At 44.2% G+C, this 25,299-nt stretch carries 24 protein-coding genes; 8 read left to right on the top strand and 16 right to left on the bottom strand.

The genetic code is table 11. The features are described 5' to 3' along the window. Positions 1-6: 6 nt before the first annotated feature. Entirely contained in the window at positions 7-2,523 is a 2,517-nt protein-coding gene (locus tag EZ437_RS05335; protein ID WP_225869496.1) for an outer membrane beta-barrel family protein, read from the bottom strand. A gap of 78 nt (positions 2,524-2,601) precedes the next feature. Next, positions 2,602-2,883, bottom strand: a complete 282-nt coding sequence (locus EZ437_RS05330; RefSeq protein ID WP_131593969.1) for an ATP-dependent Clp protease adaptor ClpS — start codon at positions 2,881-2,883, stop codon at positions 2,602-2,604. 79 nt (positions 2,884-2,962) lie between these two features. On the opposite strand from EZ437_RS05330, the gene EZ437_RS05325 reads away from it, so the two are divergent. Further along, positions 2,963-4,009 (top strand): 3-oxoacyl-ACP synthase III family protein, encoded by a 1,047-nt coding sequence (locus tag EZ437_RS05325; protein ID WP_205942644.1) that lies wholly within the window; start codon positions 2,963-2,965, stop codon positions 4,007-4,009. Positions 4,010-4,018: 9 nt separating this feature from the next. Here the strand turns inward: EZ437_RS05325 and EZ437_RS05320 are convergent, their stop codons facing one another. From EZ437_RS05320 to dcd, 4 genes are read right to left on the bottom strand one after another with little or no spacing between them, the layout of a single operon-like run. After that, positions 4,019-4,894 carry an SDR family oxidoreductase gene (locus EZ437_RS05320; protein WP_131593965.1) on the bottom strand — a complete coding sequence of 292 codons (876 nt, stop codon included), beginning with the start codon at positions 4,892-4,894 and terminating at the stop codon, positions 4,019-4,021. A 2-nt stretch (positions 4,895-4,896) separates the two neighbouring features. Then, complete coding sequence (locus tag EZ437_RS05315) at positions 4,897-5,658, bottom strand: enoyl-CoA hydratase/isomerase family protein (RefSeq protein ID WP_131593963.1); 762 nt, start codon at positions 5,656-5,658, stop codon at positions 4,897-4,899. Positions 5,659-5,666: 8 nt separating this feature from the next. Next, positions 5,667-8,351, bottom strand: a complete 2,685-nt coding sequence (locus EZ437_RS05310) for a carboxypeptidase-like regulatory domain-containing protein (protein WP_131593961.1) — start codon at positions 8,349-8,351, stop codon at positions 5,667-5,669. Between the two features lie 48 nt (positions 8,352-8,399). Next, the gene (gene dcd, locus EZ437_RS05305) at positions 8,400-8,936 is read right to left on the bottom strand and encodes a dCTP deaminase (protein ID WP_131593959.1); all 537 of its coding nucleotides are present in this window, start codon (positions 8,934-8,936) and stop codon (positions 8,400-8,402) included. A gap of 114 nt (positions 8,937-9,050) precedes the next feature. Here dcd and EZ437_RS05300 point away from each other — a divergent pair, with 114 nt between their 5' ends. The 3 genes from EZ437_RS05300 (at position 9,051) to EZ437_RS05290 (ending at position 11,236) form a co-directional block, all read left to right on the top strand. Continuing rightward, positions 9,051-9,692, top strand: a complete 642-nt coding sequence (locus EZ437_RS05300) for a 4'-phosphopantetheinyl transferase family protein (protein ID WP_131593957.1) — start codon at positions 9,051-9,053, stop codon at positions 9,690-9,692. An 11-nt stretch (positions 9,693-9,703) separates the two neighbouring features. Continuing rightward, on the top strand, positions 9,704-10,399 hold the full coding sequence (lipB, locus tag EZ437_RS05295; protein ID WP_131593955.1) for a lipoyl(octanoyl) transferase LipB: 696 nt from the start codon (positions 9,704-9,706) through the stop codon (positions 10,397-10,399). 102 nt (positions 10,400-10,501) lie between these two features. Beyond that, complete coding sequence (locus EZ437_RS05290) at positions 10,502-11,236, top strand: SGNH/GDSL hydrolase family protein (protein WP_225869495.1); 735 nt, start codon at positions 10,502-10,504, stop codon at positions 11,234-11,236. A gap of 19 nt (positions 11,237-11,255) precedes the next feature. Here the strand turns inward: EZ437_RS05290 and EZ437_RS05285 are convergent, their stop codons facing one another. From EZ437_RS05285 to EZ437_RS05240, 10 genes are all read right to left on the bottom strand, one after another. After that, positions 11,256-12,683: an L-serine ammonia-lyase gene (locus EZ437_RS05285; RefSeq protein WP_131593951.1), complete on the bottom strand. Its 1,428-nt coding sequence runs from the start codon at positions 12,681-12,683 to the stop codon at positions 11,256-11,258. A gap of 241 nt (positions 12,684-12,924) precedes the next feature. After that, positions 12,925-14,565 (bottom strand): chaperonin GroEL, encoded by a 1,641-nt coding sequence (gene groL, locus EZ437_RS05280; RefSeq protein WP_131593949.1) that lies wholly within the window; start codon positions 14,563-14,565, stop codon positions 12,925-12,927. Between the two features lie 60 nt (positions 14,566-14,625). Then, a complete protein-coding gene (locus tag EZ437_RS05275; protein ID WP_131593947.1) occupies positions 14,626-14,916 on the bottom strand; it encodes a co-chaperone GroES in 291 nt (96 codons plus the stop codon). Between the two features lie 241 nt (positions 14,917-15,157). Then, positions 15,158-15,502 carry a preprotein translocase subunit SecG gene (secG, locus tag EZ437_RS05270; RefSeq protein ID WP_131593945.1) on the bottom strand — a complete coding sequence of 115 codons (345 nt, stop codon included), beginning with the start codon at positions 15,500-15,502 and terminating at the stop codon, positions 15,158-15,160. Between the two features lie 14 nt (positions 15,503-15,516). Then, complete coding sequence (locus EZ437_RS05265) at positions 15,517-16,575, bottom strand: hypothetical protein (RefSeq protein WP_131593943.1); 1,059 nt, start codon at positions 16,573-16,575, stop codon at positions 15,517-15,519. A gap of 22 nt (positions 16,576-16,597) precedes the next feature. After that, a complete protein-coding gene (locus EZ437_RS05260) occupies positions 16,598-17,095 on the bottom strand; it encodes an LptE family protein (RefSeq protein ID WP_131593941.1) in 498 nt (165 codons plus the stop codon). 1 nt (position 17,096) lies between these two features. Beyond that, the gene (locus EZ437_RS05255) at positions 17,097-18,329 is read right to left on the bottom strand and encodes a sigma-54 interaction domain-containing protein (RefSeq protein ID WP_131593939.1); all 1,233 of its coding nucleotides are present in this window, start codon (positions 18,327-18,329) and stop codon (positions 17,097-17,099) included. A gap of 66 nt (positions 18,330-18,395) precedes the next feature. Further along, positions 18,396-19,934, bottom strand: a complete 1,539-nt coding sequence (locus tag EZ437_RS05250) for a MiaB/RimO family radical SAM methylthiotransferase (RefSeq protein WP_131593937.1) — start codon at positions 19,932-19,934, stop codon at positions 18,396-18,398. 215 nt (positions 19,935-20,149) lie between these two features. Continuing rightward, on the bottom strand, positions 20,150-20,542 hold the full coding sequence (locus EZ437_RS05245; RefSeq protein WP_131593935.1) for a VOC family protein: 393 nt from the start codon (positions 20,540-20,542) through the stop codon (positions 20,150-20,152). A 91-nt stretch (positions 20,543-20,633) separates the two neighbouring features. Further along, positions 20,634-21,866, bottom strand: coding sequence for a PQQ-dependent sugar dehydrogenase (locus EZ437_RS05240; protein ID WP_131593933.1), 1,233 nt, complete (start codon positions 21,864-21,866; stop codon positions 20,634-20,636). Positions 21,867-22,008: 142 nt separating this feature from the next. Between EZ437_RS05240 and EZ437_RS05235 the strand changes: the two genes are divergently transcribed. Genes EZ437_RS05235 through EZ437_RS05220 form a run of 4 tightly spaced genes read left to right on the top strand, consistent with a single transcriptional unit; the run spans position 22,009 to position 25,270 of the window. Next, a complete protein-coding gene (locus tag EZ437_RS05235) occupies positions 22,009-22,809 on the top strand; it encodes a methyltransferase, TIGR04325 family (protein ID WP_131593931.1) in 801 nt (266 codons plus the stop codon). Next, positions 22,802-23,809, top strand: a complete 1,008-nt coding sequence (locus EZ437_RS05230; RefSeq protein ID WP_131593929.1) for a glycosyl transferase — start codon at positions 22,802-22,804, stop codon at positions 23,807-23,809. The genes EZ437_RS05235 and EZ437_RS05230 overlap by 8 nt, the downstream gene beginning before the upstream one ends. Next, on the top strand, positions 23,793-24,191 hold the full coding sequence (locus EZ437_RS05225; protein ID WP_131593927.1) for a sugar 3,4-ketoisomerase: 399 nt from the start codon (positions 23,793-23,795) through the stop codon (positions 24,189-24,191). The genes EZ437_RS05230 and EZ437_RS05225 overlap by 17 nt, the downstream gene beginning before the upstream one ends. Continuing rightward, on the top strand, positions 24,188-25,270 hold the full coding sequence (locus EZ437_RS05220; RefSeq protein WP_131593925.1) for a DegT/DnrJ/EryC1/StrS family aminotransferase: 1,083 nt from the start codon (positions 24,188-24,190) through the stop codon (positions 25,268-25,270). Before EZ437_RS05225 ends, EZ437_RS05220 begins: the two co-directional genes overlap by 4 nt. The last annotated feature ends 29 nt before the right edge of the window (positions 25,271-25,299 follow it).

Below are 25,299 nucleotides of genomic sequence, written 5' to 3'. Positions count from 1 at the left end.
TATAGTCTAAAATGACTCTTCATCCGAACGCATTTCCTGCTGATCAGATTTCTTACTCTTTTTGAAACTAAAGTCGTTCTTTCCAAAACGGTAGGAGTAAGTCAGGCTGGCCATTGTACCCTGCATTCTACGTTTGAAGTCGATGATGGTATTGTTGGCTTCTGTAGTCATGCTCCAGTTGCGGGTATTGAATACATCCCTTACGTTCAGGCTTAAGGACGATTTCTTGTTTTTAAAGTCGTATTTGGCTCCGGCATCTACTGCATACATTGCATTCCTTTTACCCTGGGCCATTACTTCAGGAGCACGGTAATCGCCCTTGATCTGCAATGTCACCCCATAAGGCAATACAAAGTTATTGGTCAGGTTGGCATTCCAGCTAAAGCCTGAATTCTCCACGATGCCAAAGGCCGGTACACCTTCTATTTTACTCTGATAGAGATTTACATTTCCGGTAAAGTTCCATGATTTTGTAGGGTCAACACGACCGATTAGCTCCAGTCCGCTTGAAATATTCCTGGTTAAGTTTTGTGGTGTTGTAATGGTGATCCCATTTTCATCCGGCTCTGTACGTATTCTCTGGATGACGTCATTAGTCTGACGCAGGTATGCACTTGAAGTAAATGTCACTGCTTTCCAGAACTTGCTGTAGCTAAGTTCAAAAGCATGCACATCCTCTGGTTGCAGGTTGGGATTTCCGCGACGGTAGTTTAAAGGATCTGAAACATCCAGAAAAGGATTGGTATCCCATCCTCTTGGTCTGTTTACCCTTCTGCTGTAACTAAGTTGTACCTGCTGCTCTCCGGCAAATTTCTGAGTCAGGAACGCACTCGGATACAACCTGGTATAGGCCACCTTGCCGGGCGTATAGTTCAGTCCGCCGGATGTATTGTACATCCCGAGGCTTGTGGTCAATAAAGCATCTTCAGCCCTCAGACCTGCCTGATATCCGAAATTTCCGATCTGGTTTTGATAATTAAAATACAGGGCATGCACCTGGTCTTTGTTATTAAAATCATTGGTCAGGGCAAAGTTGGTAACAAAGTCGCCTGTAAGGATGTCCCGCTGATCCGCATAGGTACTGTTCTCAGAAAAGCGGATCTGGCTGCGGTATCCGGCCTCAATCTTGCCCATTTTTCCGATTGGCAGTGTATAATCAGTCTGGATGTTGTAGTTCCTGTTGAACCCATCCCCGTCAGTACGCTGTATACTTGGATAGGAACTTACCGCTTCTCCGTTGATGTTATATATATCAGTGTCATAGATCTGATAATTGTCATTATCTCCTTCAGAAAAGCTGAAATTGAAAGTCAATTCTTCCTTAGGCTTTTTAAATTTCTGATTGAAGTCCAGGTTGAGGTCATAACTCCCGCCAGTACCTGAGTTGTCATTATCTCTTCTGCTTAACTGCAGCGGGTTCCTTAACTTGTCCAGCTGATCTATGTTAAGCAGTTCATTTCTGTCATTATCCCGAATGTTAAATCCTCCTGAGAAGCTCAGCACACTGCTCTGAGTGAGGTAATAATCAATACCAGCTTTCGCATTATGGCCCTTGTCCAGTGAACTTCCATCAGTAAGCTGGTTGGCATAGGCAGTGGGAAACTGACTGTTCAGATAAGTAATGTTGCTATAGCCACCGCCGTTTCTATTGCCGTACCGGTAACTATAATTTCCATATAAATTCACTTTACTGTTCTGAAAACTCAGGTTGGTACTGGCATTGTAATTATCCTGGTTGCCCGCCGTCAGTGCCACCGAACCATTCAGTCCCAGCTTCTTGTTTTTCTTCAATACGATATTGATAATACCAGATTGCCCCTCTGCATCGTACTTTGCTGACGGATTGGTGATAAGTTCTACACTTTCAATAGAGCTGGCTGGTATAGATTGCAGGATTTGAGCGACATTCCCCCCTGCGATCAATGATGGTTTGCCATCTATCAGCACCCTTACTCCACTGGAACCTCTCAAACTTACGTTTCCTTCTATGTCAGTTTGTACAGAAGGCACATTCTGCAGGAGGTCTGAGGCAGAACCACCCTCGCTTACAAGGCTTTGGTCTACCGAGAATACTTTTTTATCTATGCCCAGCTGCATGGTACTTTTCTGTCTTGTGATCTCCACTTCATTCAGCACAGTTCCCTTGGCTGTCTTCATTTTAATAGCACCCAGGCTTACCTCTGGCTGCGCATCGGTGATCGAGAGCGAATCCCTGACCATCGTTTGATAACCAACATAACTAACTCTAAAAGTAAATACTCCTTTAGGCAGGCCAGTCATTACCAGGTTGCCATCGGCATCTGTCTGAACACCTTTTATCACCGCCTTTGTTTTCCGGTCTATAATAATTGCTGTAGCAAAAGGGATGGTCTCATTGTTTTGGGCGTCTGTAACTTTTGCGGTGATTTTACCACTACTGCTTGTCTGTGCATGTAGCTTTACTGTTGTAAAACCTATCATCATGGCCAATAGCAGAACTTTTGGCAGACAATTGTTCATCTGGTGCTTTATTTTATTATTCATAATCTACTAAGAGGGACAAAGAAACGATGGGTAAGTTTAAAAACACAGGAGTAACTATTTTATTACAGCGTGTTTGGATTAATCCACAGAAACGGTCAGGCCTTCCTGCTGCAGGATTTTGCGGTAAACTTCCATTTCCGTAAAAGAGCCTTCCAGTACAGCGCATTTGCCCTTGTTGTGTACTTCCCAGGCTATTCGCTCTGCCTGATGTTCAGAATAATCAAGGTATTTCATCATACAGTGTATCACGTGGTCAAAAGTATTTACATCGTCGTTCCAAAGTATCAGGCGGTGAACGGTTTTTAGTGAGGTGAGTATCTCTTCTAATGTAAATGTTTCCTCTTTTGTTTCTGTAGACATCTTACAAAAATAAGGTAATTTAAAATAATGTTGCAGTTAAAGTTATTTTTGCTTAAAATTAATACTAAACCAAATTATTATGCAGCGTTCCAGGATTGCCGGAGTAGGCCACTACGTTCCAAAAAATGTTTATACCAACAACGATCTCGCACGTTTTATGGATACAAACGATGAATGGATACAGGAACGCACCGGAATTAAGGAGCGCCGTTTTGCCGACAGGCTGGAAGAGACGACCACCACAATGGGTGTGGAAGCTGCCAAAATTGCCATAGAAAGAGCAGGCATCACAGCTCAGGACATTGACTTTATCATTTTTGCAACGCTAAGCCCGGATTATTATTTCCCCGGTTGCGGCGTATTGCTGCAGCGCGAAATGAAAATGAAAGAGATTGGCGCATTGGATATCCGCAATCAGTGCTCTGGTTTTGTATATGCACTTTCTGTAGCCGATCAGTTTATTAAAACAGGTATGTACAAGAATATTCTTGTAGTAGGAAGTGAGAAGCATTCCTTTGCAATGGATTTCGAAACAAGGAGCCGCAATGTGTCGGTGATATTCGGGGATGGTGCAGGCGCTGTGGTACTACAGCCTACTCAGAACGAGGGACAAGGAATACTAAGTACACACCTGCACAGCGATGGTGCCGATGCAGAGATCCTTGCTATGTTTTATCCAGGTGCGCATGCCAATAAATGGCTCAAGGACAAACCCGGATACCCGGACCAGGAACTTGGGGGACTATTCATCACGCAGGAACAAATAGAAAGTGGGGCCGCGCTTCCTTATATGGACGGCCCTGCGGTATTTAAAAAAGCAGTGGTTAAATTTCCCGAGGTGATCAGGGAAGCGCTTCAGCAAAACAATCTTGATGAAAAAGACATAGACCTGCTGGTACCTCACCAGGCCAACCTAAGGATTAGTCAATATGTGCAGCAATTGCTAAAACTGCCTGATGAAAAGGTTTTTAATAACATCCAGAAATACGGAAATACTACTGCGGCATCTGTACCAATAGCCTTAAGCGAAGCCTGGGAGCAGGGGTTGGTCAAGGAAGGTGACCTGGTGTGCCTGGCAGCCTTTGGTTCAGGATTTACCTGGGCCAGTGCGCTCATCAGGTGGTAAAATTGAAGTTTAACTCCCTTTAGCAGACCTCGTCATCTGCTCAAAGGCGTCCCACATTTCTCCTGGTATAGCCTCCAGTCCGTTAAACTGGCCGGCTCCCTGCAACCATTCACCTCCGTCGATGGTAATGACCTCTCCATTGATATAACCTGCAAAATCACTGATTAAAAAAGCTGCCAGATTAGCCAGTTCCTGGTGGTCGCCCAGCCGCTTTAACGGAACACGGTTTTTGAAGTCAAACTTTTCCGCCAGCTCTCCGGGCAACAATCTTTCCCATGCTCCCTTTGTAGGAAAAGGCCCCGGCGCAATCGCATTGGTACGGATGCCATACTTTCCCCATTCTACTGCCAGCGAACGAGTCATGGCCAAAACACCTCCTTTGGCACAGGCAGATGGCACTACGTATGCAGACCCGGTATAAGCATAAGTGGTCACTATATTGAGTACGCTTGCTGCTTGCTTTTCCTTGATCCAATGTTTGCCAAAAGCCAGTGTACAGTTTACTGAGCCCTTTAGCACAATGTCTATAATAGAAGAAAATGCATTTGCGGAAAGCCTTTCAGTAGGCGATATGAAATTGCCCGCTGCATTATTGATCAGTCCGTCTACGCTGCCAAATGCCTTAAGCGCTTCAGCCAGGACGTCTTCTACCTGTTCGTATTCCCTTACATCACAGGCTACCGCCAGCACTTTTCCGCCTGTGGCCTGTTCCATTTCCAATGCTGTCTTCTTCAATACCTCTTCCTTGCGGCTGGTGATAACCAGATTGGCCCCAAGCTTTAGAAAATAAGTACCCATCGCCTTACCAAGGCCGGTACCACCCCCGGTAATTACATATGTTTTACCCTTTAAAGCATCATCTCTTAGCATTGGCTGGTTGTACATGGCTATTTCTTTTGAAGGTTATCAATAATTGTTTTGAGAATGCTACGGGTAGATGGCGACCACCATTGTTTCAGCATGGCCTCCAGATCTTTACTTTGATCTGCAGCAGTCGCTGCAATCAGGTCTCTTCTGATATTCAGTTTACTCTGCGACCAGGTATTGCGTTCCATACCCATGTATTTCCTGATCTTACGTTCAGCTGTGGTAACTATGCTTGCAGGATTTGCCAGTTCATCTACCAGTCCGATCTCAAATGCTTCCTCCGGAGAGAACAACTTACCTTCCAGCAAACTTCTGGTAGCATTGGCCTGACCAATCCAAAAGGAGTAAAGTTTAAAAATACTGTTGGGCACAATAATCCCAACGGGAACTTCATTTAAGCCTATAATGTATTTTCCTTCAGCCATGACCCTATAGTCACATGCGAGTGCAATCACACACCCACCTGCCGGACTGTGTCCGTTTACAGCAGCTACCAGTGGCTTTGGGAAGGCGGTGATGGTAGCACTAAATGCTAAAAACAAATTCCAGAAAGCGCTTGCTTCAGACTCAGAATAGTTATACAGCTCTATCAGGTCCAGACCGGCAGAAAAGAAATGCTCCTTGCCGGTGATGATCACTCCGGCAATGTTCTGGTCAGTAGCAATATTGACCAGCATGTCGTTCAATTCGGTAATCATCTCACCGTTTAAAGCATTCGATTTGCCCCTGTCCAAGGTAATAATGGCCAGATGATCTTTTATGGTGACTCTTATTGTATTCATTTCTTCAATTATTTGACTTCGTAAGTATAAACACTGCGTGCTATATTTCCAAGCATATCTATACCTTCCAGCACCACCCTATAGGTTCCTGTTTCGTCCGAATTATAATATTCCAGTACGGCTTCTCCATTTTCTGCCGTCACTACATGCGGGTTCCAGTAAATGGTAGACCTAAAGTCGGGCCTGCTATCGGCCACGTCATATTGAGGGGAATAAAATAGTCTTGGTGTATAAAATCCCTTTGGCGCATAGGTGACGATGCCTGGGGTATAAGAAGAGATACCAGACATGCCGCCCCCTCTTTTTGTGGTGATTACCAATATTCCACCCGCACCGCGGCTTCCATAAATGGTGGTGTAGTTGATAGATTTTAAGACTTCTATGGTCTCTACATCAGAAGGCGGGATATTGTCCAGAAAATCAGCACCGACATCCATTCCGTCCAGCATGATCGTCATCGGAATATTTCCATTTCTAAGCAGGTAGGGAACACCTGCTTTAAACAAAAGGCCGGCCACCCTGCCCTGAAGGCAGATCGTAAGCGTAGGACAGGTACCCAATTGTTCCGCAGTAATTACCGCATCCGCATTTCCTCCCCCATTTAAGTTCGTTGAGTTCTTGGCAGGGTTCTTCTTTTCTACGATGTTCACTTCTTTCAGCATGATTGTTCTTTCAAGCACGCCCCGTTTGGCTAGTTCATCAAAATAGTTGTCGCTCTGCTTCAGGTAACTGGCTATAGATTCATTCACATTCACCGTTACATCCCCTGCATTTTTACTCTTGGTAACCAGCTGCCCTGACACCACATCCACTTTAATCTCCAGATTTCGCTTCCCTTTTTCGGTACGTGCCTGTACTACAAACTTGGTGCTGTCGCCGAAGCTCATGTTGTCAAAGTTAAACTTCCCTTGTGCATCGGTTAGGGTATCGATGGCAAAAAAACCACCGCTGGAAGAAAATAAGGAAACTTTACTATTTGGCACAGGCTTGCCTCCCAAAGTGGTAACAGTCCCGCTGATCTTTAAGGATTTTTCTGCCTGGAAACTGGAAGCAGGCAATACGCCGGCAATAACATTTTTCCACAGCACCCTTCTCCAACCCTGGGTAAGCATCAGGTTGTCAAGATCCTGCTGTGTCTTTGGTTCCTTATTAAGAAAATAATAATTGGGTTTTTCTATATAGCCGGCCAGGTCCGAGCTAAGTAGCAGAGAAGTGAATATATTACTTTCATTTTCCAGATCAGGCTTTACTGAGGCTGTATTGGTCACCGAAACAGAGAAACTGCCCTGAACTGGCTTACCTTCAAATAGGGCCTTAAGGTTTACACTTACTTTTTCCTTCCTTTCGTAGCTTTGCCTTGCCGTGCCAAGCGTTGCACTGATGGCATTCGAATTGTTATTTACAAACACCAGCCTTTCCGCTATCGGCATATTGGTTTCAGAGAAAGCAGTAAACTGGATAATCCCTGCAGGCAGGTCCTTCTTAGGGATATTTGTGGTAATGATCTGCTTCTGGGATGGCGACCGGGATACAAAAAGCACATTGCCATTGTACAGGGCCACTAATTTCAGCTCTCCTTTTCCTACGAGATCTGCTGTCATTAATATTTTGGCAACCACATTGTCGGTGGTACTGTTCACTGTAATGAGATATCCGCTTGCCAACGCCCGCGGAAGATTAAATTTGCCTTCTGAGCCATCTTTGAACTTTACTTTCGCAAAATACAGTTTGCCAGGCTGAGGATTGATCACAAAACTTCCCATGCCCAGGTGCTGTGTTTCGAATTTATTCACCTCCGTTCCCTCTACATCCACGATCACACCACTCACATCCTCTCCAAGGCCTGAAGCATTTACTGCCTTGATGCCTACCTTATTTGGAAGGCCCTCTACCAGGTTGCCGCTTTCAGGAAAAAACTGTACATCCACATTATTTGAGGTTGCCTTAATCGGAATATTCTTCACAATTTTCTTTTTGTCGGGCAAGGTCAAAGTAGCAACAATTTTACCTGATTTGTAGATGGCCGGCTGATTATTTAAGAAACTGATATTGATTTCTCCCTGCTCATTTGTGGTAGCCTTGCCTTTTGCAATGTTTCTGGAATTTAGCTGAACTTCATATTCCACATTATTTGCCGCATAGGCCTTGCCTTCTTTATCTGTAAATTTGATATTTGCTTCCACTTTCTCCGCTGCATTCTGCTTACTGAAAGCATAGTTGGTACTGGTAAAAACACTGTTCGACCAGGAATTACCAATTTTAATGATCTTATCAAAGAAGAATTCGGTCCCCGCATTCTTCATCCACTGTGTGTAGGCCCGGATTCTATAATTTCCTTCTGCCAAAGAATCAGGGAGTTTAAAATCTCCCCAGCTAAGCCCGGAAACAAGGGGTAGTTTCAATTGCTGTTTTATGGAATCCTTTTCATTGAGCAGCTCTACATAAATGGCAGAGCTAATGCTGGAAGGGGCTGAGGTTTGTGCATTCATTACGTAAGCCTTCACCCAGATGTCATCGCCAATTGCATAATAAGGCTTATCCAGATGAATGTGCACCTTCTCTTGCGGATACTTTTCAAGATAGGTCTCCAGCTTTTTAAGCAGAGCAGCAAATGGGTCGTCATCTGATTTATAACCAAGCGCAAAAACAAGGACAAGCAAGGTCAGGAGCGGAAAGAATAATTTATATTTCATCTAAAAGGGCAATAGCGTTACAAAACCCTAATATATATAAAAATGAGGCTAAAACCTATTCTTCCACATCATGCTTTCTACCGGCTTGGTGGTTTTATTATTGTATTTGGCGTTGCTTTTTGCATTGTACATGGTCTCTATTTCACCGGCTACCATAAAGTAGATCAACTGCCCTATCGGCATCCCTGCATACACCTTTACCGGCTGTGCACAGGATATTTCAAGTGTCCAGGTATTACAAAAGCCCACATCTCCTTTTCCTGCGGTAGCATGGATATCTATACCCAGCCTGCCCGTACTGGATTTGCCTTCCAAAAATGGAATATGGGCATGCGTTTCTGTATATTCCAGTGTTACGCCAAGGTATAAAGTACCGGGGTGAAGTACAAAGCCATCCTTAGGGATTTCAAAATGATCTATTTGATTATGTGCCTTTGCATCCAATACCCTGTCCTTATAGGTTGCAAGGTATTTGCCCAGATGAACGTCATATGAATTGGTACCAAGACATTCCGGATCAAAGGGCTCAATTATAATAGTCCCTTTGTCTATTTCTTCCAGGATTCGCTTATCTGACAGTATCATGTTGGTTTATATGGTTTTTAAGGACAATAAAGCAGGTGGAATAATCACTTTAAAGTATTTGGGCGAAATTATGATTAATTTAAGATACTTTTGCATAGTTTTTCTAAAATAGAGATGCCTGTAGTTTTTAACAAAAATATTGACGATGACACCATGCTGGCAGTATGGAAGATCGAAGAGACCGAAGCAGCGTTGACCGCAGGTCTGCAACTGAAACAGCATGAGCTGGATGTCATTGCTTCTTTAAATAATGGCAAGCGTTTATTACATTGGCTGAGTACCCGCGTTCTGCTCAGGACCCTGCTCAATACGGATGAATACATAGATTGCCGAATGGACGATCATGGCAAACCTTATCTCCCTGCTCTTGGTTATGAAATTTCCCTGAGCCACTCCTACGACTATGCGGCCGTGATCATCAGCAAGACTAAGAAAGTGGGGGTAGACATCGAGCTGATCAAGCACAAGATCAAGAGTATCAAACAGAAATTCCTGTCAGATGTGGAACTTGCACAAAAACAAATAGGCGATAACACAAATGGCCTCTATGTATGCTGGTGCGCCAAAGAAGCCATTTACAAATGGAATGGAAGGAAGGGCCTGGAATTTAAACAGGACATACACATCAAGCCATTCAAACTCAAAGATAAGGGCATGCTGAATGCGCTTGTCGACCTGCAGGAAGGCAGCAGGGAACTGACTGTAAACTACTTCAAAACAGATGATGGTTATATGCTTGGGTACGTGGTAGCCTAACCTTCTGCAGCATGAACAAAAAAACTGAATTTATAGACTGGGGACTGACTGATTATCAGGATGCATGGGCCAGGCAGGGAGCGATCTTCGACCAGACTGTCGCGGTAAAAACCCGTAACCGGACGGAAAGCTTACAGTTGCCCACGCCCAACTATCTCATATTCTGCGAACACCCTCATGTCTATACCCTGGGGAAAAGCGGCCAGCCTGAAAACCTGCTGCTGGACGAGGCCGGGCTTGAGAAAAAGCAGGCCAGTTACTATAAAATCAATCGCGGGGGCGACATCACCTATCATGGTCCCGGGCAGATTGTAGGCTATCCCATTCTGGATCTGGACAACTTCTTTACCGACATCCATCTTTATCTGAGGACACTGGAAGAGGCGGTAATCCTGACACTGGCAGATTACGGCATCTCCTCGGGCCGCTATTCCGGTTTTACCGGGGTATGGCTGGATGCCGACAATGATAAGGCCCGCAAGATCTGCGCATTGGGCGTAAGGTGCAGCCGCTGGGTTACCATGCATGGTTTTGCTTTAAATGTGAATACCGATCTTGATTATTTCGGCAACATCGTGCCCTGTGGTATAGACGATAAGGAGGTAACATCCATGCAAAGGGAACTAGGTGCTGCACTTAACATGGACGAGGTAAAAGACAGATTAAAACAGCACATCGCCCATCTTTTCGGCATGGAGCTATATTAGGCAATCCGCATTACTCCCGCTCTCGTATTTATAGGTATGAAGGTATTTACAGTATTTCTGAGTTTATGCTTATTATTGGCCTGCAAAAAAGGGATAATACCAATGAACAATGAGAGACTTCCTGCCGATACACTAGTTAAGGTGGCAGATACGACCAAAAAACCGGCAGACACTGTTAAAAAGCCTATGGATACTACTACAAAGCCTGTCGACCCAAATCTGGGTAAACAGCTCAACTACCTTGCTCTTGGAGATTCCTATACCATTGGTGAATCTGTAGACCGTCCACAAATTTTCCCTGCGCAACTGGTTAAGCAACTTGAAAAAGCAGGCTTGATAATCAACCCTCCAGTCATAATTGCCAGAACGGGCTGGACCACTAGCGAGCTGCTAGACGCCATCAAAGTATCTGGCGGGATACGGAAATTCAATTTCGTAACCCTGCTGATCGGCGTCAATAACCAGTACAGGGGAGAATCAAAAGATAAATACCGCAAGGAATTTAAAGAGCTGTTGCAGACCGCGATCGACTACGCGAATGGCGACAAAACACATGTCTTTGTAGTCTCTATTCCCGACTGGGGAGTTACTCCTTTTGGCAAACAAAGCGGTCGCGACCAGCAAATGATCTCGCAGGAGATAGACGCCTTTAATGCGATCAATAAGGAAGAGACCCTTACATTGGGAATCAGCTATACCGATATTACCCCGGCTTCGCGAAATGCCGCAACTGACAATAGCCTGGTTGCATCAGACGGGCTGCACCCTTCTGGCAACATGTACCTCGACTGGGGAGCAAACGTTGCCCCTGCGGTACTAAAGGTTTTTAAGCGATAAGCTCTTCAGACAAACCGGTTTAGCACTCCGGCAAACTGATAGGAATATTCGTTGCCAGTCCGCCATCAGACGTTTCCTTATATTTAGAGTTCATATCCAGGGCTGTCTCCCACATGGTATTTACTACAGCATCCAGACTTACCTTCGCTTTATCAGGATTGCTCTGCAAAGCCAGCTGGCTGGCAGTAATGGCTTTAATTGCCCCCATGGTGTTTCTTTCTATACAGGGGATCTGTACCAGTCCGCCTATGGGATCGCAGGTGAGCCCCAGGTGATGCTCCATAGCAATCTCCGCGGCCATTAACACCTGTCTTTGCGAACCTCCCATGCATTCCGTCAGCGCTGCCGCAGCCATCGCTGATGACACACCGATCTCTGCCTGACATCCCCCCATTGCGGCGGATATGGTCGCCCCTTTCTTAAAAATACTTCCTATTTCAGAAGCGCAGGCAATGAACTGCATAATCCGCTCTTCAGTAAAACCATCACAAAAAGTAATGTAATACTGCAGCACCGCCGGGATTACACCTGCAGCACCATTGGTAGGTGCAGTTACTACCCGGCCAAAAGAAGCATTCTCTTCATTTACCGCAAGGGCAAAGCAGCTTACCCAGTCAAGGATATAGTTAAAGCCATTACCTCCCTGCCTGATTGCCATTACCCAACTCTCATAATCTGAATATCCAGTGCTACCGATCAGCTTTCTATTGAGTGCCGACGCCCTACGCGCTACATTCAGTCCCCCCGGCAATACCCCGGGAGTATGACAGCCACGGTAGATGCATTCCTTCATAACTTTAAAGTGCTGGATAATACCGCTACGGGTTTCCTTCTCCTGGCGCCAGGCCGATTCATTCTCCATCACCACTTCAGAAACCTTTAATCCTGTGGTCAGGCACCAGTGCAGCAAATCGCCCGCCTTCTCTATCGGAAAGGGCAGATCTACCTGCGTCTTTTCATTCCCGTTTTCGCCTTCCTTAACTACAAAACCACCCCCAATAGAATAGTACGTTTCTGAAACAGCCTTTCCATTACTCAAAAAGGCTTGAAAAGTAACCGCATTGGGATGAAAAGGCAAACTTTCAAAGAAAAGAAAGATCAGGTCCTCTTCGTAATTAAACGTGATAAGCTTTTCATCTGCCAGTTTTAGCAACTGATCATTTTTAATGGTTTCGATGGTGCTGTCTATTGCATTTACATCAAATGTAACCGGATCGGCACCGGCAAGGCCCAACAATATGGCTATATCTGTTCCATGGCCCTTACCGGTCTTAGCCAGTGAGCCATACAGTAAAATCTTTACTTGTTCAGTCTGCTCCATCAGTCCTTGTGCTTTCAGGAATGCAGTGAACTGTTGCGCGGCCCTCCAGGGGCCCAAAGTATGTGAACTGGAAGGCCCGATGCCGATCTTAAAAATATCAAATACTGAGATCTGTTCCCTTTGCATAGTCTTACAAAACTAACAAAAAATAAGGGCAGTTTTGATAACTGCAGCTACGTTTGAAATTAATTGCTACCTCAGCCCGGGCTATGAACCCGTCATCTCGAACCAAAGGAGAGATCTTTGGAAAATACAAGAATCTCTCGTCGCTCCGCTCCGTCGAGATGACGTGAAAGTCAACAATAAAAAAAGTTCATAAAAAAACCCGCTATAAAGCGGGTTTTTTTATGAACTGTAAAGCGAATGATTACATCATGCCGCCCATACCGCCGCCGCCCATTGGAGGCATACCGCCACCTGCAGGAGCATCTTCAGGATCGTCAGCCAATACCACTTCAGTGGTCAATAACATAGCCGCGATAGAAGCTGCGTTCTCTAATGCAACACGACCAACTTTAGTTGGGTCAATTACACCAGCAGCAATTAAATTCTCATATACATCAGTACGTGCATTATAGCCAAAGTCGGCAGTACCTTCTTTAACTTTTTGTACTACGATAGAACCTTCAATACCTGCGTTTTGGCAGATTTGACGTAGAGGCTCTTCGATTGCACGGCGAATGATCTGAATACCTGTAGTTTCATCATCATTGATGCCTTTCATGCCTTCCAATGCTTCAATCGCACGGATGAAAGCAACACCACCACCAGCTACGATACCTTCTTCAACCGCAGCGCGGGTTGCATGTAATGCATCATCAACACGGTCTTTTTTCTCTTTCATTTCTACTTCAGAAGCAGCACCAACATAAAGAACTGCAACACCGCCAGCTAATTTAGCCAGACGCTCTTGTAATTTCTCTTTGTCATAATCAGATGTAGTGGTCTCAATCTGAGCCTTGATCTGGTTAACACGCGCTTTGATGTCTTCAGACTGACCAGCACCGTTGATGATAGTAGTATTGTCTTTATCAACAAGTACTTTCTCAGCAGTACCTAAATAGGTAAGGTCAGCATTTTCTAATTTATATCCTCTTTCTTCAGAGATCACTGTACCACCAGTTAAGATCGCGATGTCTTCTAACATGGCTTTACGACGGTCGCCAAAACCAGGAGCTTTAACGGCTACTACTTTCAGAGATCCGCGGATCTTGTTCACTACCAAAGTAGCTAAAGCTTCGCCGTCAAGATCTTCAGCTATGATCAATAAAGGTTTACCTGTTTGAACTTGTTTTTCCAATACAGGCAACAATTCTTTCATGTTGCTGATCTTTTTGTCATAGATCAAAATGTAAGGGTTTTCTAATTCCGCTTCCATTTTGTCCGCATTGGTTACAAAGTATGGAGACAAATAACCACGGTCAAACTGCATACCTTCTACTGTTTTTACTTCAGTTTCAGTACCTTTCGCCTCTTCCACAGTGATTACACCATCTTTACCTACTTTACCCATTGCCTCTGCAATTAAAGCACCGATAACCTCATCATTGTTAGCCGAAATAGAAGCTACCTGTTTGATTTTGTTATTGTCCTCACCTACAGTTTGCGACTGAGATCTTAAGTTTTCAACGATTGCAGTTACCGCTTTGTCGATACCGCGTTTCAAATCCATTGGATTTGCACCAGCAGCTACGTTTTTAATACCCGCTGTTACGATGGCCTGTGCCAATACAGTTGCAGTTGTAGTTCCGTCACCTGCTATGTCAGCAGTTTTAGAAGCCACTTCTTTAACCATTTGGGCACCCATGTTTTCAATAGGGTCTTTCAATTCGATTTCTTTAGCCACTGTAACGCCATCTTTAGTGATAACAGGTGAACCAAATTTCTTATCTATAATTACATTACGACCTTTAGGGCCTAAGGTTACTTTTACCGCATTGGCCAAAATGTCAACACCTCTTTTCAGGGCGTCACGGGCTTCTACATTATATTTTACTTGTTTTGCCATTGTTATTTAGTAGTTGTTTTTAGTAGTTAATGAGTTCTTTATCCTGATATCAGTTACTGATTATGCAAGTACTGCGTAGATATCAGTTTCACGCATGATCAGGTAATCTTTACCTTCATAAGGAAGTTCTGTACCACCATATTTACCGTAAATAACCACATCTCCAACTTTAACAGTCGGTTTTTTACCTTCTGAATCTTCTTCAGAAACAGATACTACAGTTCCTTTTGATGGTTTTTCTTTTGCAGTGTCAGGGATATATATTCCCGATGCCGTCTTTTCTTCTGCCGCTGCAGGCTCAACAATAACTCTGTTTGATGTGCCTGAAATGGGTTTAAGGTTTAAAGCCATAACTTGATATTAATTTATTTTTTTAGTTAAAATGTAAGTTCGTATTAAGTACGTATCAACAATTACATCAGTTTTTATGCCAATGGCTTCAGCTTGCCAAATTTACACAGCATTGTCAGCTAATGCATTATCACAACATTTATTTCGTGTCAGACTGGCAGTACATAAAAAAAAGAGCCTGATCATGAAAGATGATACAGGCTCTTTTTTAACATTCATCGTCCTACTGACGATGATATATTTATTTCTTTGTTGTGTCTGATGTAGCCGGAGGCGTATTGGCCGGGGCCATATTACCTATTGGAGGAGGGGCCACACTATTGTCCAGCTGCTGCTGGATTTTAGAAGAAGCGCCAGAACCTGCACTTCCGGATTTAGCAATTGTAGTAATAGAAAGTGTAACCACCACTACCAATGCCAACAAAATCCAGGTTCCTTTTTCCAACACATCACCAGTACGCTGTACGCCAAACATATTGCTTCCGGACCCACCTGTAGCCAAACCACCACCCTTAGGGTTTTGTATCAAAACAAACAGCGCCAAGGCAATACAAATAATGACTAATAAAATAATTAAAAAAAGCATAATCGGTTATATTGTTAAATTTTCTTTTCCAAAGATTGAATAAGGTCGGCAAAGTAACGGCTTTTTTCTGGAAACTTCAAACTTAATTTTTCATAAGTCTCTATTGCCTTATCATAAAGCATTTGCTCAATATAAATATTCGCCAGCGTTTCAGACACCAGGTCGTTATGGTCTTCTGCGCTCTTCCTGGCCTTATTCTCGTTGTTTATTGCTTCCGGCTTAGGCGGACTGATCTGCGGCTCATTCTTAATAAAGCTCTCGATGATCTCACTGCCCTTGCTGTTTTTCTTAAATGCCAGAGGTGAATACTCCTGTTCGGCTCCGTCAAAAGCGCTTTGCATATGAAATATATGCTCTACATACTGCTGCTGCAGTTCAGGAGAACTTTTTGCACTTCCCTTTTTTAACTCGCTGCCGGCATGCTCCTGCCTAGGTGTGGCATAAGGCTGAAAGATCTGCTGGTGCTCTTTTCTTGTCTTTGCCAGCCACCACAAAAAGGTATAAGGAAGTTTATCATCATCATACTTACTGATCACAGGTTCTGGTATCGGTTCCGGCTCCTCTTCAACCGCATCTCCCTCCCTGTACTCCTCTATTTGAAAGTTATCCTGAAAAGCGAAGAAATCTGTAGCTACGATGTTTTCAAGAATAGGGCTCCGGAATTCGGCAACATCGACTTCACCGATCTCTTCAAATACTTCCTCCTCATCAGGGATTTCTGAATTTTCAGACTGCACCTCACCGATCACGGCCTCATCCAGTGCTTCAGGCTCGCCTGCATCATTCCCGTACGAAGGATAACTGACTACATTAAATTCAGCATCCAGCAAGTCCTCCGGCGTATGCAGCAGGTTATGCAGCAAAGCCCCGCTAGTATACAAAACTGCTGTCGTCAGCTGCTCATTGCCATCAGCTTGTCCTACTGTAGCCTTAGCCAGCAACAGGTGAGCGGGCTGAAAGTATGGGTACAACAGTACAAGATCCCTGAGCATTGGCGCGTCTTCCGGACTTACCTTCCCGGGATCAGCAATTAAAGCCGCCAGTTGTTGTTTGATCATTGTTTCCTGCTCCACGTTGCTAAGTTAATAAATTAGCTTACCATTGCGCAAAGGCCCTGTTAAAAATATCCTCAGTAAGCTGAGCAGTAACATCCTTAATTAACGGCCCCTCCAGCGACTGAAGACTTCCCACCAGTTTAAAATCTTTGTACCGCTCGAACGACTCTTCAAAACTCAGTTTTGGATTGAGGTTGTTTACATATTTAACCTGAATCCTTATGGTCAGCCTGTTGGCCCCTGCGGTGGGCTGCTTGTTGTCCTGTATCGCTACAGGCGTAATGTCATATCCGGTTATATTTCCAGAGAACACCGCATGCGGTTCGTTTGGCGTTATGCTTAATTTGGTCTGGTTCCTGATCCTCGTCTTCAATTCTTCTGTAAACTGGGAACTCAATGAAGCCACCACAAGCGGGGCATTGTTTTCAAATACCAATACGTTTACTGTTTTCATAGTTCCGGTGGAAGCCCCGTCCAGGCTAATCTTACATCCGCTCAATATAAGTACACATACCAGCACATTTATTAGTTTCTTCATCTTAATTTAAATTAAGTTCTTTAATCTTTCTATATAGCGTACGCTCCGAGATCCCCAGTTCCTGCGCTGCAAATTTACGCTTGCCCTTGTGCTTCTTAAGCGCCTTTTTTATCAGGTCAGACTCCTTGTCGATCAGTGACAGCGATTCCTCCACCTCCTCAACATCCTGATGCGAATAATTGTACTCGCCCGGATTGTTCTGAATTGGCTTCTTGATGGTCAGTGTAGGTTCACCACCTATCGTCTGATCGACTTCCTGGTAAAGCTGGTTGATGTAGTGTGTATTATCGGCCATCACATGCGCGGTATTGCCACCACTCTGAATGATTTCAGCCACCAGCTTCTTCAGCTCCATCATGTCCTTTTTCATATCAAAAAGTACTTTATACAGGATGTCCCTTTCGGTGTAGTCTTCTTTATTGCCATTGATAGCCATTGGCAAATTGGTGGCGCTCTCGTTTGGAATGTAATTAAGCAATGCCGCCGCAGTGACGTTCCTGTCTTTCTCTAAAACACAGATTTGCTCTGCAATATTTTTCAACTGTCTCACATTTCCCGGCCAACTATAATTGCTCAGGATCTGTACAGCATCCGGTTCAAGTGCTATGCCCGGGCTGCGGTATTTATCGCTAAAATCAGCAGAAAATTTCCTAAACAGCAAGTAGATATCTTCTTTGCGCTCATGCAGTGCAGGAATCCTTAAAGGCACGGTATTCAGCCTGTAGTACAGATCTTCACGAAACTTGCCCGATTTAACCCTGTTGTATACATCCACATTAGTAGCCGCAATGATCCGCACATCTGTTTTCTGGACTTTCGACGAACCCACCCTCAGGTACTCCCCGCTTTCCAGTATCCTTAACAACCTTGCCTGGGTTCCAATCGGAAGCTCTGCCACTTCATCCAGAAAGATGGTACCACCATTTGCTACTTCAAAATAACCTTTACGTGCTTCATGGGCACCAGTAAACGATCCCTTCTCATGCCCGAACAATTCTGAGTCAATAGTTCCTTCCGGTATCGCACCACAGTTGACCGCAATAAAAGCACCGTGCTTGCGTGTACTCATCTGGTGTATGATGTGTGAAAAAACTTCCTTACCACTGCCACTTTCGCCAGTTATCAACACAGACATATCAGTCGGCGCGACTTGTCGGGCTATATCTATCGCCCGGTTTAACAATGGCGAAGCGCCAATGATCCCAAAACGGTTTTTTATCTCTTGTATATCCATCAATTAATGAAATCAATAATACTTATCTTTTTAATTCGCTCGTGATGAGCCTAAAGAACTGCAAGTTTATTCAACAACCCTTCCTATCAAAGTAGCAGATGTACAACGTTCTATGTAAACACTAGCATACTCTCCTGGTTTTACTTTATCTGTAACAGGGAATACCACCATTGCATTTTCATCATTACGCCCCCGGTATTCCTTATCAGATTTTTTAGAAAACCCTTCTATCAGCACCTTAACTGTTTTGCCAACAAACTCTTCCAGACAAGCCAAAGAATCTTCCTGTTGTTTTTTAAAGATTTCTGCCAGTCTGCGGGCTTTTACATCCTCCGGCACATCGTCTTTATACTTACGTGCGGCCAGTGTACCCGGACGTTCGGAATAAGAAAAAGTATACGCAAAATTGTAACGTGCATAATGCATGATGCTAAGCGTATCCTGATGCTCTTCCTCCGTCTCTGTACAGAACCCTGCAATGATGTCCGCTGAGATGGCGCAGCCCGGAATGATCTGGCGAATCGCGTCAATCCTGTTCATATACCACTCGCGGGTATACGTACGGTTCATTAATGCTAGTATCCTTGAATTACCGGATTGTACTGGCAGGTGAATATAATTGCAAATGTTATCGTATTTTTTGATGGTATAAAGTACTTCATCAGTAATGTCTTTGGGATGAGAAGTAGAAAAACGGATCCTTAGCTCCGAACTGATCTCCGCTACGCCGGACAGTAACTGTGCGAAGTTTACATCTGCATTACCCAGCCCTGCTTTTAAGCGGTGAGCCGGCAATTCGCTTTCTTTGCTCAACGCATCTAGTAAAGCATCACCCGTCAGCGTATTGATGTCATCGGTAAGGTCGTCATTTTTTACCTGATCTGCCTTAGGCTGATTCCATTGATAGGAATCTACATTCTGACCCAACAGGGTCACCTCACGGTATCCCCTGTCGAACAAATCCCTTGCCTCAGCCAATATCGAATGCGGATCGCGGCTGCGCTCGCGACCTCTTGTAAAAGGCACTACGCAAAACGAGCACATGTTATCACATCCGCGCATGATTGAAATGAAAGCAGTGATCCCGTTACCGTTTAACCTGACAGGACTGATGTCGGCATAGGTCTCTTCTCTGGAAAGCAGTACATTAATTGCTTTATGTCCACTTTCTACCTCGCTCAGTAATTGAGGCAGTTCACGGTAAGCATCCGGACCCACTACCACATCTACCAGTTTTTCTTCTTCCAGAAATTTTGATTTGAGGCGCTCGGCCATGCAACCCAGTACACCAACTATCAGGTTCGGGTTTCTGCGTTTTTCTACGCCAAACTGAGAAAGGCGGTTTCTAACCCTTTGCTCTGCATTTTCCCGGATAGAGCAGGTATTGATAAACACTACATCAGCTTCTTTATAGTCGCTGGTAGTCTCAAACCCCTGGTCTAGTAAAATAGAGGCAACAATCTCGCTATCAGCAAAATTCATCTGACAACCGTAACTTTCTATGTACAGTTTACGGCCACCGCGCACCAAAGGTGCATCGATCACCAGAGCCTCTCCTTGTCGCGCTTCATCGTGTGTCTTATCTGTCAGCTGTAAATCAATCATAAAGTTTTAGCTTTTTTACGGGCTTCAAAAATACTAAAATTTATTTATAAATGACAAATTGGCAGAGTTAAAAGCAATTGTTTGGAATGAAGACCGGACCTCTGCGCTATATAGCTTCGGGCAGATCCGTAATTCTCTCGCATCTTGTTCGCAAATGATGCGCAAAACAGGTACTTTTTGCGAACAAGATGCGAAGGAGATATGGCTGAGATATGTTACTCCATAGAAAAAAGGCCAAATGGATTTCCTTCTGTATCTACACATATGGAGCAAAATCCATATTCACCGATAGAGAATTTAGGCTTACTCACCATTCCTCCTGCAGCTGTAATCCGGCTTTCTTCTACACTGGCATCCTGACAAGGGAAATAGACCATGGTATTTACACAATGGCCATCTCCCTCTTTGGTGCCAGCCATTTCAATTAGGGCGCCTGATACCCCCTGGTTTTCCATTGGTGAGAAGAAGGACATTTTCATGCCGCTAGGCGAGTCACCCATTGCCGGACTGTCTATGAATGCTGTTCCTAATACCGCATTGTAGAATTTTTTTGCCCGTTCGATATCCTTTACATAGATTTCAAACCAGCAGATGATGTTTTGGTTCATGGCCTTAGATTTAATTTGTTTATCAAATTTAAATTTAATGCGCTGAAATGCAAATGGGCAATTGCGTCATATGAAAGGGGGCTTTACGACACTATTCTCTGTCAATTTTATACAATCTTCCCTGGTCAGTAATGACATATAGCGCACCATCGATGCCCTGGGTAATGTCTCTAAAACGCTGTTTTTCGCTTGCCAACAATCTTTCCTCACCGGTAACCTTATTGTTTTCGATCACCAGCCGAACAATATGCATACCGCTAAGAGCACCTATAAACAGGTTGTGTCGCCACTCCGGAATTCGGTCACTACTGTAAAAAGTCATACCGCTCGGTGACACCACCGGGTCCCAATAGTAAACAGGTTGTGCCATTCCATCTCTTTGCTGGATTCCTGTAAGAACTGGTTGGCCACTATATTCCAGTCCGTAGGTAATAGTGGGCCATCCATAATTTGCACCCGCTTGAATGTGGTTTAATTCATCGCCTCCTCTTGGGCCATGTTCAGCTTGCCATATCTCTCCGGTCACAGGATGCACAGCCAATCCCTGCGGATTTCTATGGCCAATGGAATATAGTTCAGCAAGTGCACCTGCTTGTCCAATAAATGGATTGCCTGGAACAACATGCCCCTCTTTTGTAATTCTGATTATCTTACCTATTGAAGCGCTTACTGATTGTGCTTGGACACGGGTAACGTTGTCTGAACGCTCTCCTGTGCTTGCGAAGAGATTACCTGAATGATCAAACACTACCCTGCCACCGTAATGGTTCGTCCCGGCATAGGCTGGATTTGACCGGAAGATAACAGTAGCCCCCTCAATGGAACGCTCATTATCAGCCAGTCTGCCCTTTGCTATAGCTGTTCGGTTCCCCTCGGCACCTGGTTCGGAAAATGACCAGTAGACCATACGGTTTGACGCAAAACCTGGGTCTAAACATAATCCCAATAACCCGCCCTGCCCGGCAGCGTTCACTGTTGGAATTCCTGTAATGGGTTCCCCAACTGTCCCGGTAGCAGTGACGATGCGCATGCGGCCTGCCTTTTCATTTATCAGGAACCGCCCGTCTGGCAGGGCTGCGATTCCCCAGGGTGCCGTGAGCGAAGATGTCACTATGCCTGAGCGAATTTTTGTTGCAGTTGTAACCCCTGCAATGCGGGTCTGCCCGATAAAAGCCGGGGTGTAACTAGAATTAGCCGGATTTTTTTCTACAGGTGGTCCAGAAGGAGTTGGCTCCTCAATAACCACATTCTTTTTTTTTGAACAGGATATCAGCACCATCAGGCAGCTGCCGATAAAAATCAATGTAAGTGTTCTTTTTTTCATGGCTAAGTTCATATCGCGTTGCAATTGGTTATCCTAGGCAATAACAAATTATTTTAATAAATGTTAGTTAAACAAATTCCCCTCTTCCTATAGGACTTTTTAAATATCCTGTTGTCTTGTATGCAAGAACCGCACACCAGATATGTTAAAACAATTATTTTCAAGGCGCAGAAAGAACCGATACGGCTGGTTTGGAGATTATACATCCTGGGAGAAAGTGCGTGAAAAAGCAGCTGGATATGATTCGAATGTCATCCTGGAAAGAACTACCAATGCGCTGCTTAAAGTAAAATTGGGAGAAGCGGTTTATGAACGTGATTCTGTGCTCTTCGATAAAAAAGTTTACCCATATCCGCTGATGGCTTATCTTTCGCTAAGCCGAAATCTGAAAAAACAACCGCTTAACATATTGGATTTTGGCGGGTCATTAGGGAGCACTTATTACCAGCTTAGAGAAATTTTAACCCCCGATGTGTGTGCCAGCTACAATGTAGTAGAGCAAGAGCACTATGTAACCAGCGGGAACGCGAACTTTGCAAATGATACATTAAAATTTTACCGTTCTATTGACGCCTGCCTGGCAGAAAAGGAAATAGACTTCGTATTACTTTCCAGCTCTGTGCAATACCTTGAACAACCCCATCCATTTCTGGAAAAACTGGCCGGGTATAATTTTGATTTCATTTTATTTGACCGTACTGCTTTTAATAAACAGTCCTTCGACAGACTGACCCTGCAGATCGTACCACCGGAAATTTATCCGGCATCCTACCCTGCCTGGTTTTTTCATGAAGAGTTTTTTTTAAGCCATTTTTCCGGCATGTACAAAGTAGCCGCTGAGTTCTCCTCCTACGTAGAAGGGGAAGCGGTAATGTATATAGACAATAAACCTTCTGGAGCCGACAAAGGATTTTACCTGATTAACCGAACCATACATGCTTAATTTTTGCACCCTATTTAATTCGACCTATTTATCGCGGGGATTGGCCATGTACCACTCGCTTGAAAAAAACAGCTCAGATTTTCATCTCTACATCTTTGCTTTTGATGATCACTGCCTTAATTTACTCAACAGGCTTTACCTAAAGCATGCTACTGTGGTAAGCCTGCATAAATTTGAGAATGAAAGTCTGAAAAGTGTAAAACCCGGCAGGACTGCAGGCGAATACTGCTGGACCTGTGCTTCATCGTCTATAAAATACTGCCTTGACACCTACAAACTAGACCATTGCACGTATGTAGATGCTGATTTACTTTTCTTTAAAGATCCGACAGTCCTGATAGAAGAAATGGGGACCAAATCTGTGCTGATCACCGAACACAGATATACACCCTGCTATGATCAATCGGCCACCAGCGGAACATATTGCGTACAGTTCATGACCTTCAAAAACACCACAGAAGGCATGGAAGTGTTGAACTGGTGGATAGATGCCTGCCTGACGTGGTGTTTTAACCGGTTTGAAGACGGAAAGTTTGGAGATCAGAAATATTTGGATAACTGGCATAGCAGATTTAGTACTGTTCATGTGCTGAAACATCTGGGGGGTGGCGTTGCCCCCTGGAATGTTCAGCAATATGAGTTTAGCAAAACTGATAACCAGGTTACCGGCATTGAAAAATCAACAGGAGAAAAGTTTGACTTGGTTTTCTATCACTACCATGGCTTTCACTATACGCTAAACAATAGCTATATCCTTTCTGATCCCTGCTACAAAATAGAAAGAAACCCCGTAAAGAACATTTACAGGCCATATATCAATGCGCTCTCTATTGCGGAAAGAGCAATTGGTGCTTTTAACAAAGGTATTGTAACCCATGAAGTCACCAACGACATCCAATGGGTACGTAAAACAGCCGGGCGTTATATCCTGTTCTTTTTAAGAGGTTATTATAAAAATGTATATACCAAAACTGCATTGAGCTATGGCTTCCTTAATTAATTTAAAAACATTTACGGACGACCGCGGAAATCTTACGGTGATTGAACGTGTAATTCCTTTTGATATTAAAAGGATATTTTACATCTATGGGGTCGATAATTCGCAGCGTGGAGGGCACCGTCATCATAAAACAATACAGGCCGCTATCTGCATCCGCGGGCATTGCATTATCCATAACAATAACGGCAGTGCTGAATCCTCTTTTGCGCTGGATACCCCTGATAAATGCTTGATCATAGAGCCGGAAGACTGGCATTACATGCATAGCTTTAGTGAAGATGCAATACTGATGGTGCTGGCATCCGAATATTTTGAACCGAATGATTATATATATGTTCCATATACATTTGAGAGCCTGTTAGCCGCTTACGAAAAGGTATGATAGCATACGAAGACCTTTATTTGCTGAACCAGCCATTTATGGAGCGCTACCGGGAAAGTTTTTCGGATAGCCTGGATAAGGGATGGTTCATTCTGGGCAATAAGGTAAAAGCATTTGAAGATGAGTTTGCACACTTTTGCGGCAGCAGGTACTGTGCAGGACTGGCCTCCGGTCTGGACGCACTGGTACTGGCACTTAAATATTTTGAATTTCCGAAGGGTGCCGAAGTAATCGTACCCTCCAATACCTATATCGCCACCATCCTGGCCATCTATCACAATGACCTGGTACCGGTGCTGGTAGAACCCGACCTCCATACTTACAATATAGATCCTGATAAAATTGAAGAACAGATTACCAGCCTGACAAAAGCAATCCTGGTGGTGCACCTCTATGGAAAGTCTTGCAATATGGAGCCTGTCATGGCAATAGCAGCACGCCATCAGCTTAAAGTGGTGGAAGACTGTGCTCAATCGCACGGCGCGGGCTATAAAGGAAAAATGACAGGAACTTTTGGTGACTTTGGTGCATTTAGCTTCTATCCTACCAAAAACCTGGGTGCATTGGGCGATGGCGGTGCATTAATGATGCAAAAGGCTGAAATGGACGAAAAGATCAGGGCCCTGCGCAATTATGGCTGTCAGGAAAAATACCACAACAATTATATCGGTATGAACTCAAGACTGGATGAGATCCAGGCCGGATTTCTTTCGGTAAAACTGGCCCATTTGGATGAAATAAACACACATAAACGTGCATTGGCACAGCTATATCAGGAGGGCCTTAAAGACGATTTCATAAAGCCTCAGGTACAGCAGGACTATCATGATGTGTACCATATCTACGCAATAAGGCATCCGCAAAGGGATAAACTGAGAGAACATTTGCTTAAAAACAACATACGGACGGAGATCCACTATCCGGTACCTCCTCACCATCAAAATGCATTAAAGACCAGGCTAAAAGGGGCCTATCCCATATCAGAGAACATTCATCAAACTATATTGAGCCTGCCGGTTTCATATTGCCACAACAGGCAGCAAATAGAACAGATAGTGGATGTGATGAACGCCTTCTAGCAGGCTTATAATATGTTAGAATTTAGTAT

Origin of the sequence: Pedobacter psychroterrae, from assembly GCF_004331695.1 — a bacterium.
In the GTDB taxonomy this organism is placed as follows: domain Bacteria; phylum Bacteroidota; class Bacteroidia; order Sphingobacteriales; family Sphingobacteriaceae; genus Pedobacter; species Pedobacter psychroterrae.
The sequence above is the reverse complement of the archived record's forward strand: the minus strand, read 5'-3'. Positions and strand labels throughout refer to the sequence as shown.

What these genes read in the sequence shown, in the direction of transcription:
- EZ437_RS05335 (WP_225869496.1), bottom strand. Translation starts at nt 2,523, where the DNA reads ATGAATAATAAAATAAAGCACCAGATGAACAATTGTCTGCCAAAAGTT.
- EZ437_RS05330 (WP_131593969.1), bottom strand. Translation starts at nt 2,883, where the DNA reads ATGTCTACAGAAACAAAAGAGGAAACATTTACATTAGAAGAGATACTC.
- EZ437_RS05325 (WP_205942644.1), top strand. Translation starts at nt 2,963, where the DNA reads ATGCAGCGTTCCAGGATTGCCGGAGTAGGCCACTACGTTCCAAAAAAT.
- EZ437_RS05320 (WP_131593965.1), bottom strand. Translation starts at nt 4,894, where the DNA reads ATGTACAACCAGCCAATGCTAAGAGATGATGCTTTAAAGGGTAAAACA.
- EZ437_RS05315 (WP_131593963.1), bottom strand. Translation starts at nt 5,658, where the DNA reads ATGAATACAATAAGAGTCACCATAAAAGATCATCTGGCCATTATTACC.
- EZ437_RS05310 (WP_131593961.1), bottom strand. Translation starts at nt 8,351, where the DNA reads ATGAAATATAAATTATTCTTTCCGCTCCTGACCTTGCTTGTCCTTGTT.
- dcd (WP_131593959.1), bottom strand. Translation starts at nt 8,936, where the DNA reads ATGATACTGTCAGATAAGCGAATCCTGGAAGAAATAGACAAAGGGACT.
- EZ437_RS05300 (WP_131593957.1), top strand. Translation starts at nt 9,051, where the DNA reads ATGCCTGTAGTTTTTAACAAAAATATTGACGATGACACCATGCTGGCA.
- lipB (WP_131593955.1), top strand. Translation starts at nt 9,704, where the DNA reads ATGAACAAAAAAACTGAATTTATAGACTGGGGACTGACTGATTATCAG.
- EZ437_RS05290 (WP_225869495.1), top strand. Translation starts at nt 10,502, where the DNA reads ATGAACAATGAGAGACTTCCTGCCGATACACTAGTTAAGGTGGCAGAT.
- EZ437_RS05285 (WP_131593951.1), bottom strand. Translation starts at nt 12,683, where the DNA reads ATGCAAAGGGAACAGATCTCAGTATTTGATATTTTTAAGATCGGCATC.
- groL (WP_131593949.1), bottom strand. Translation starts at nt 14,565, where the DNA reads ATGGCAAAACAAGTAAAATATAATGTAGAAGCCCGTGACGCCCTGAAA.
- EZ437_RS05275 (WP_131593947.1), bottom strand. Translation starts at nt 14,916, where the DNA reads ATGGCTTTAAACCTTAAACCCATTTCAGGCACATCAAACAGAGTTATT.
- secG (WP_131593945.1), bottom strand. Translation starts at nt 15,502, where the DNA reads ATGCTTTTTTTAATTATTTTATTAGTCATTATTTGTATTGCCTTGGCG.
- EZ437_RS05260 (WP_131593941.1), bottom strand. Translation starts at nt 17,095, where the DNA reads ATGAAGAAACTAATAAATGTGCTGGTATGTGTACTTATATTGAGCGGA.
- EZ437_RS05255 (WP_131593939.1), bottom strand. Translation starts at nt 18,329, where the DNA reads ATGGATATACAAGAGATAAAAAACCGTTTTGGGATCATTGGCGCTTCG.
- EZ437_RS05250 (WP_131593937.1), bottom strand. Translation starts at nt 19,934, where the DNA reads ATGATTGATTTACAGCTGACAGATAAGACACACGATGAAGCGCGACAA.
- EZ437_RS05245 (WP_131593935.1), bottom strand. Translation starts at nt 20,542, where the DNA reads ATGAACCAAAACATCATCTGCTGGTTTGAAATCTATGTAAAGGATATC.
- EZ437_RS05240 (WP_131593933.1), bottom strand. Translation starts at nt 21,866, where the DNA reads ATGAAAAAAAGAACACTTACATTGATTTTTATCGGCAGCTGCCTGATG.
- EZ437_RS05235 (WP_131593931.1), top strand. Translation starts at nt 22,009, where the DNA reads ATGTTAAAACAATTATTTTCAAGGCGCAGAAAGAACCGATACGGCTGG.
- EZ437_RS05230 (WP_131593929.1), top strand. Translation starts at nt 22,802, where the DNA reads ATGCTTAATTTTTGCACCCTATTTAATTCGACCTATTTATCGCGGGGA.
- EZ437_RS05225 (WP_131593927.1), top strand. Translation starts at nt 23,793, where the DNA reads ATGGCTTCCTTAATTAATTTAAAAACATTTACGGACGACCGCGGAAAT.
- EZ437_RS05220 (WP_131593925.1), top strand. Translation starts at nt 24,188, where the DNA reads ATGATAGCATACGAAGACCTTTATTTGCTGAACCAGCCATTTATGGAG.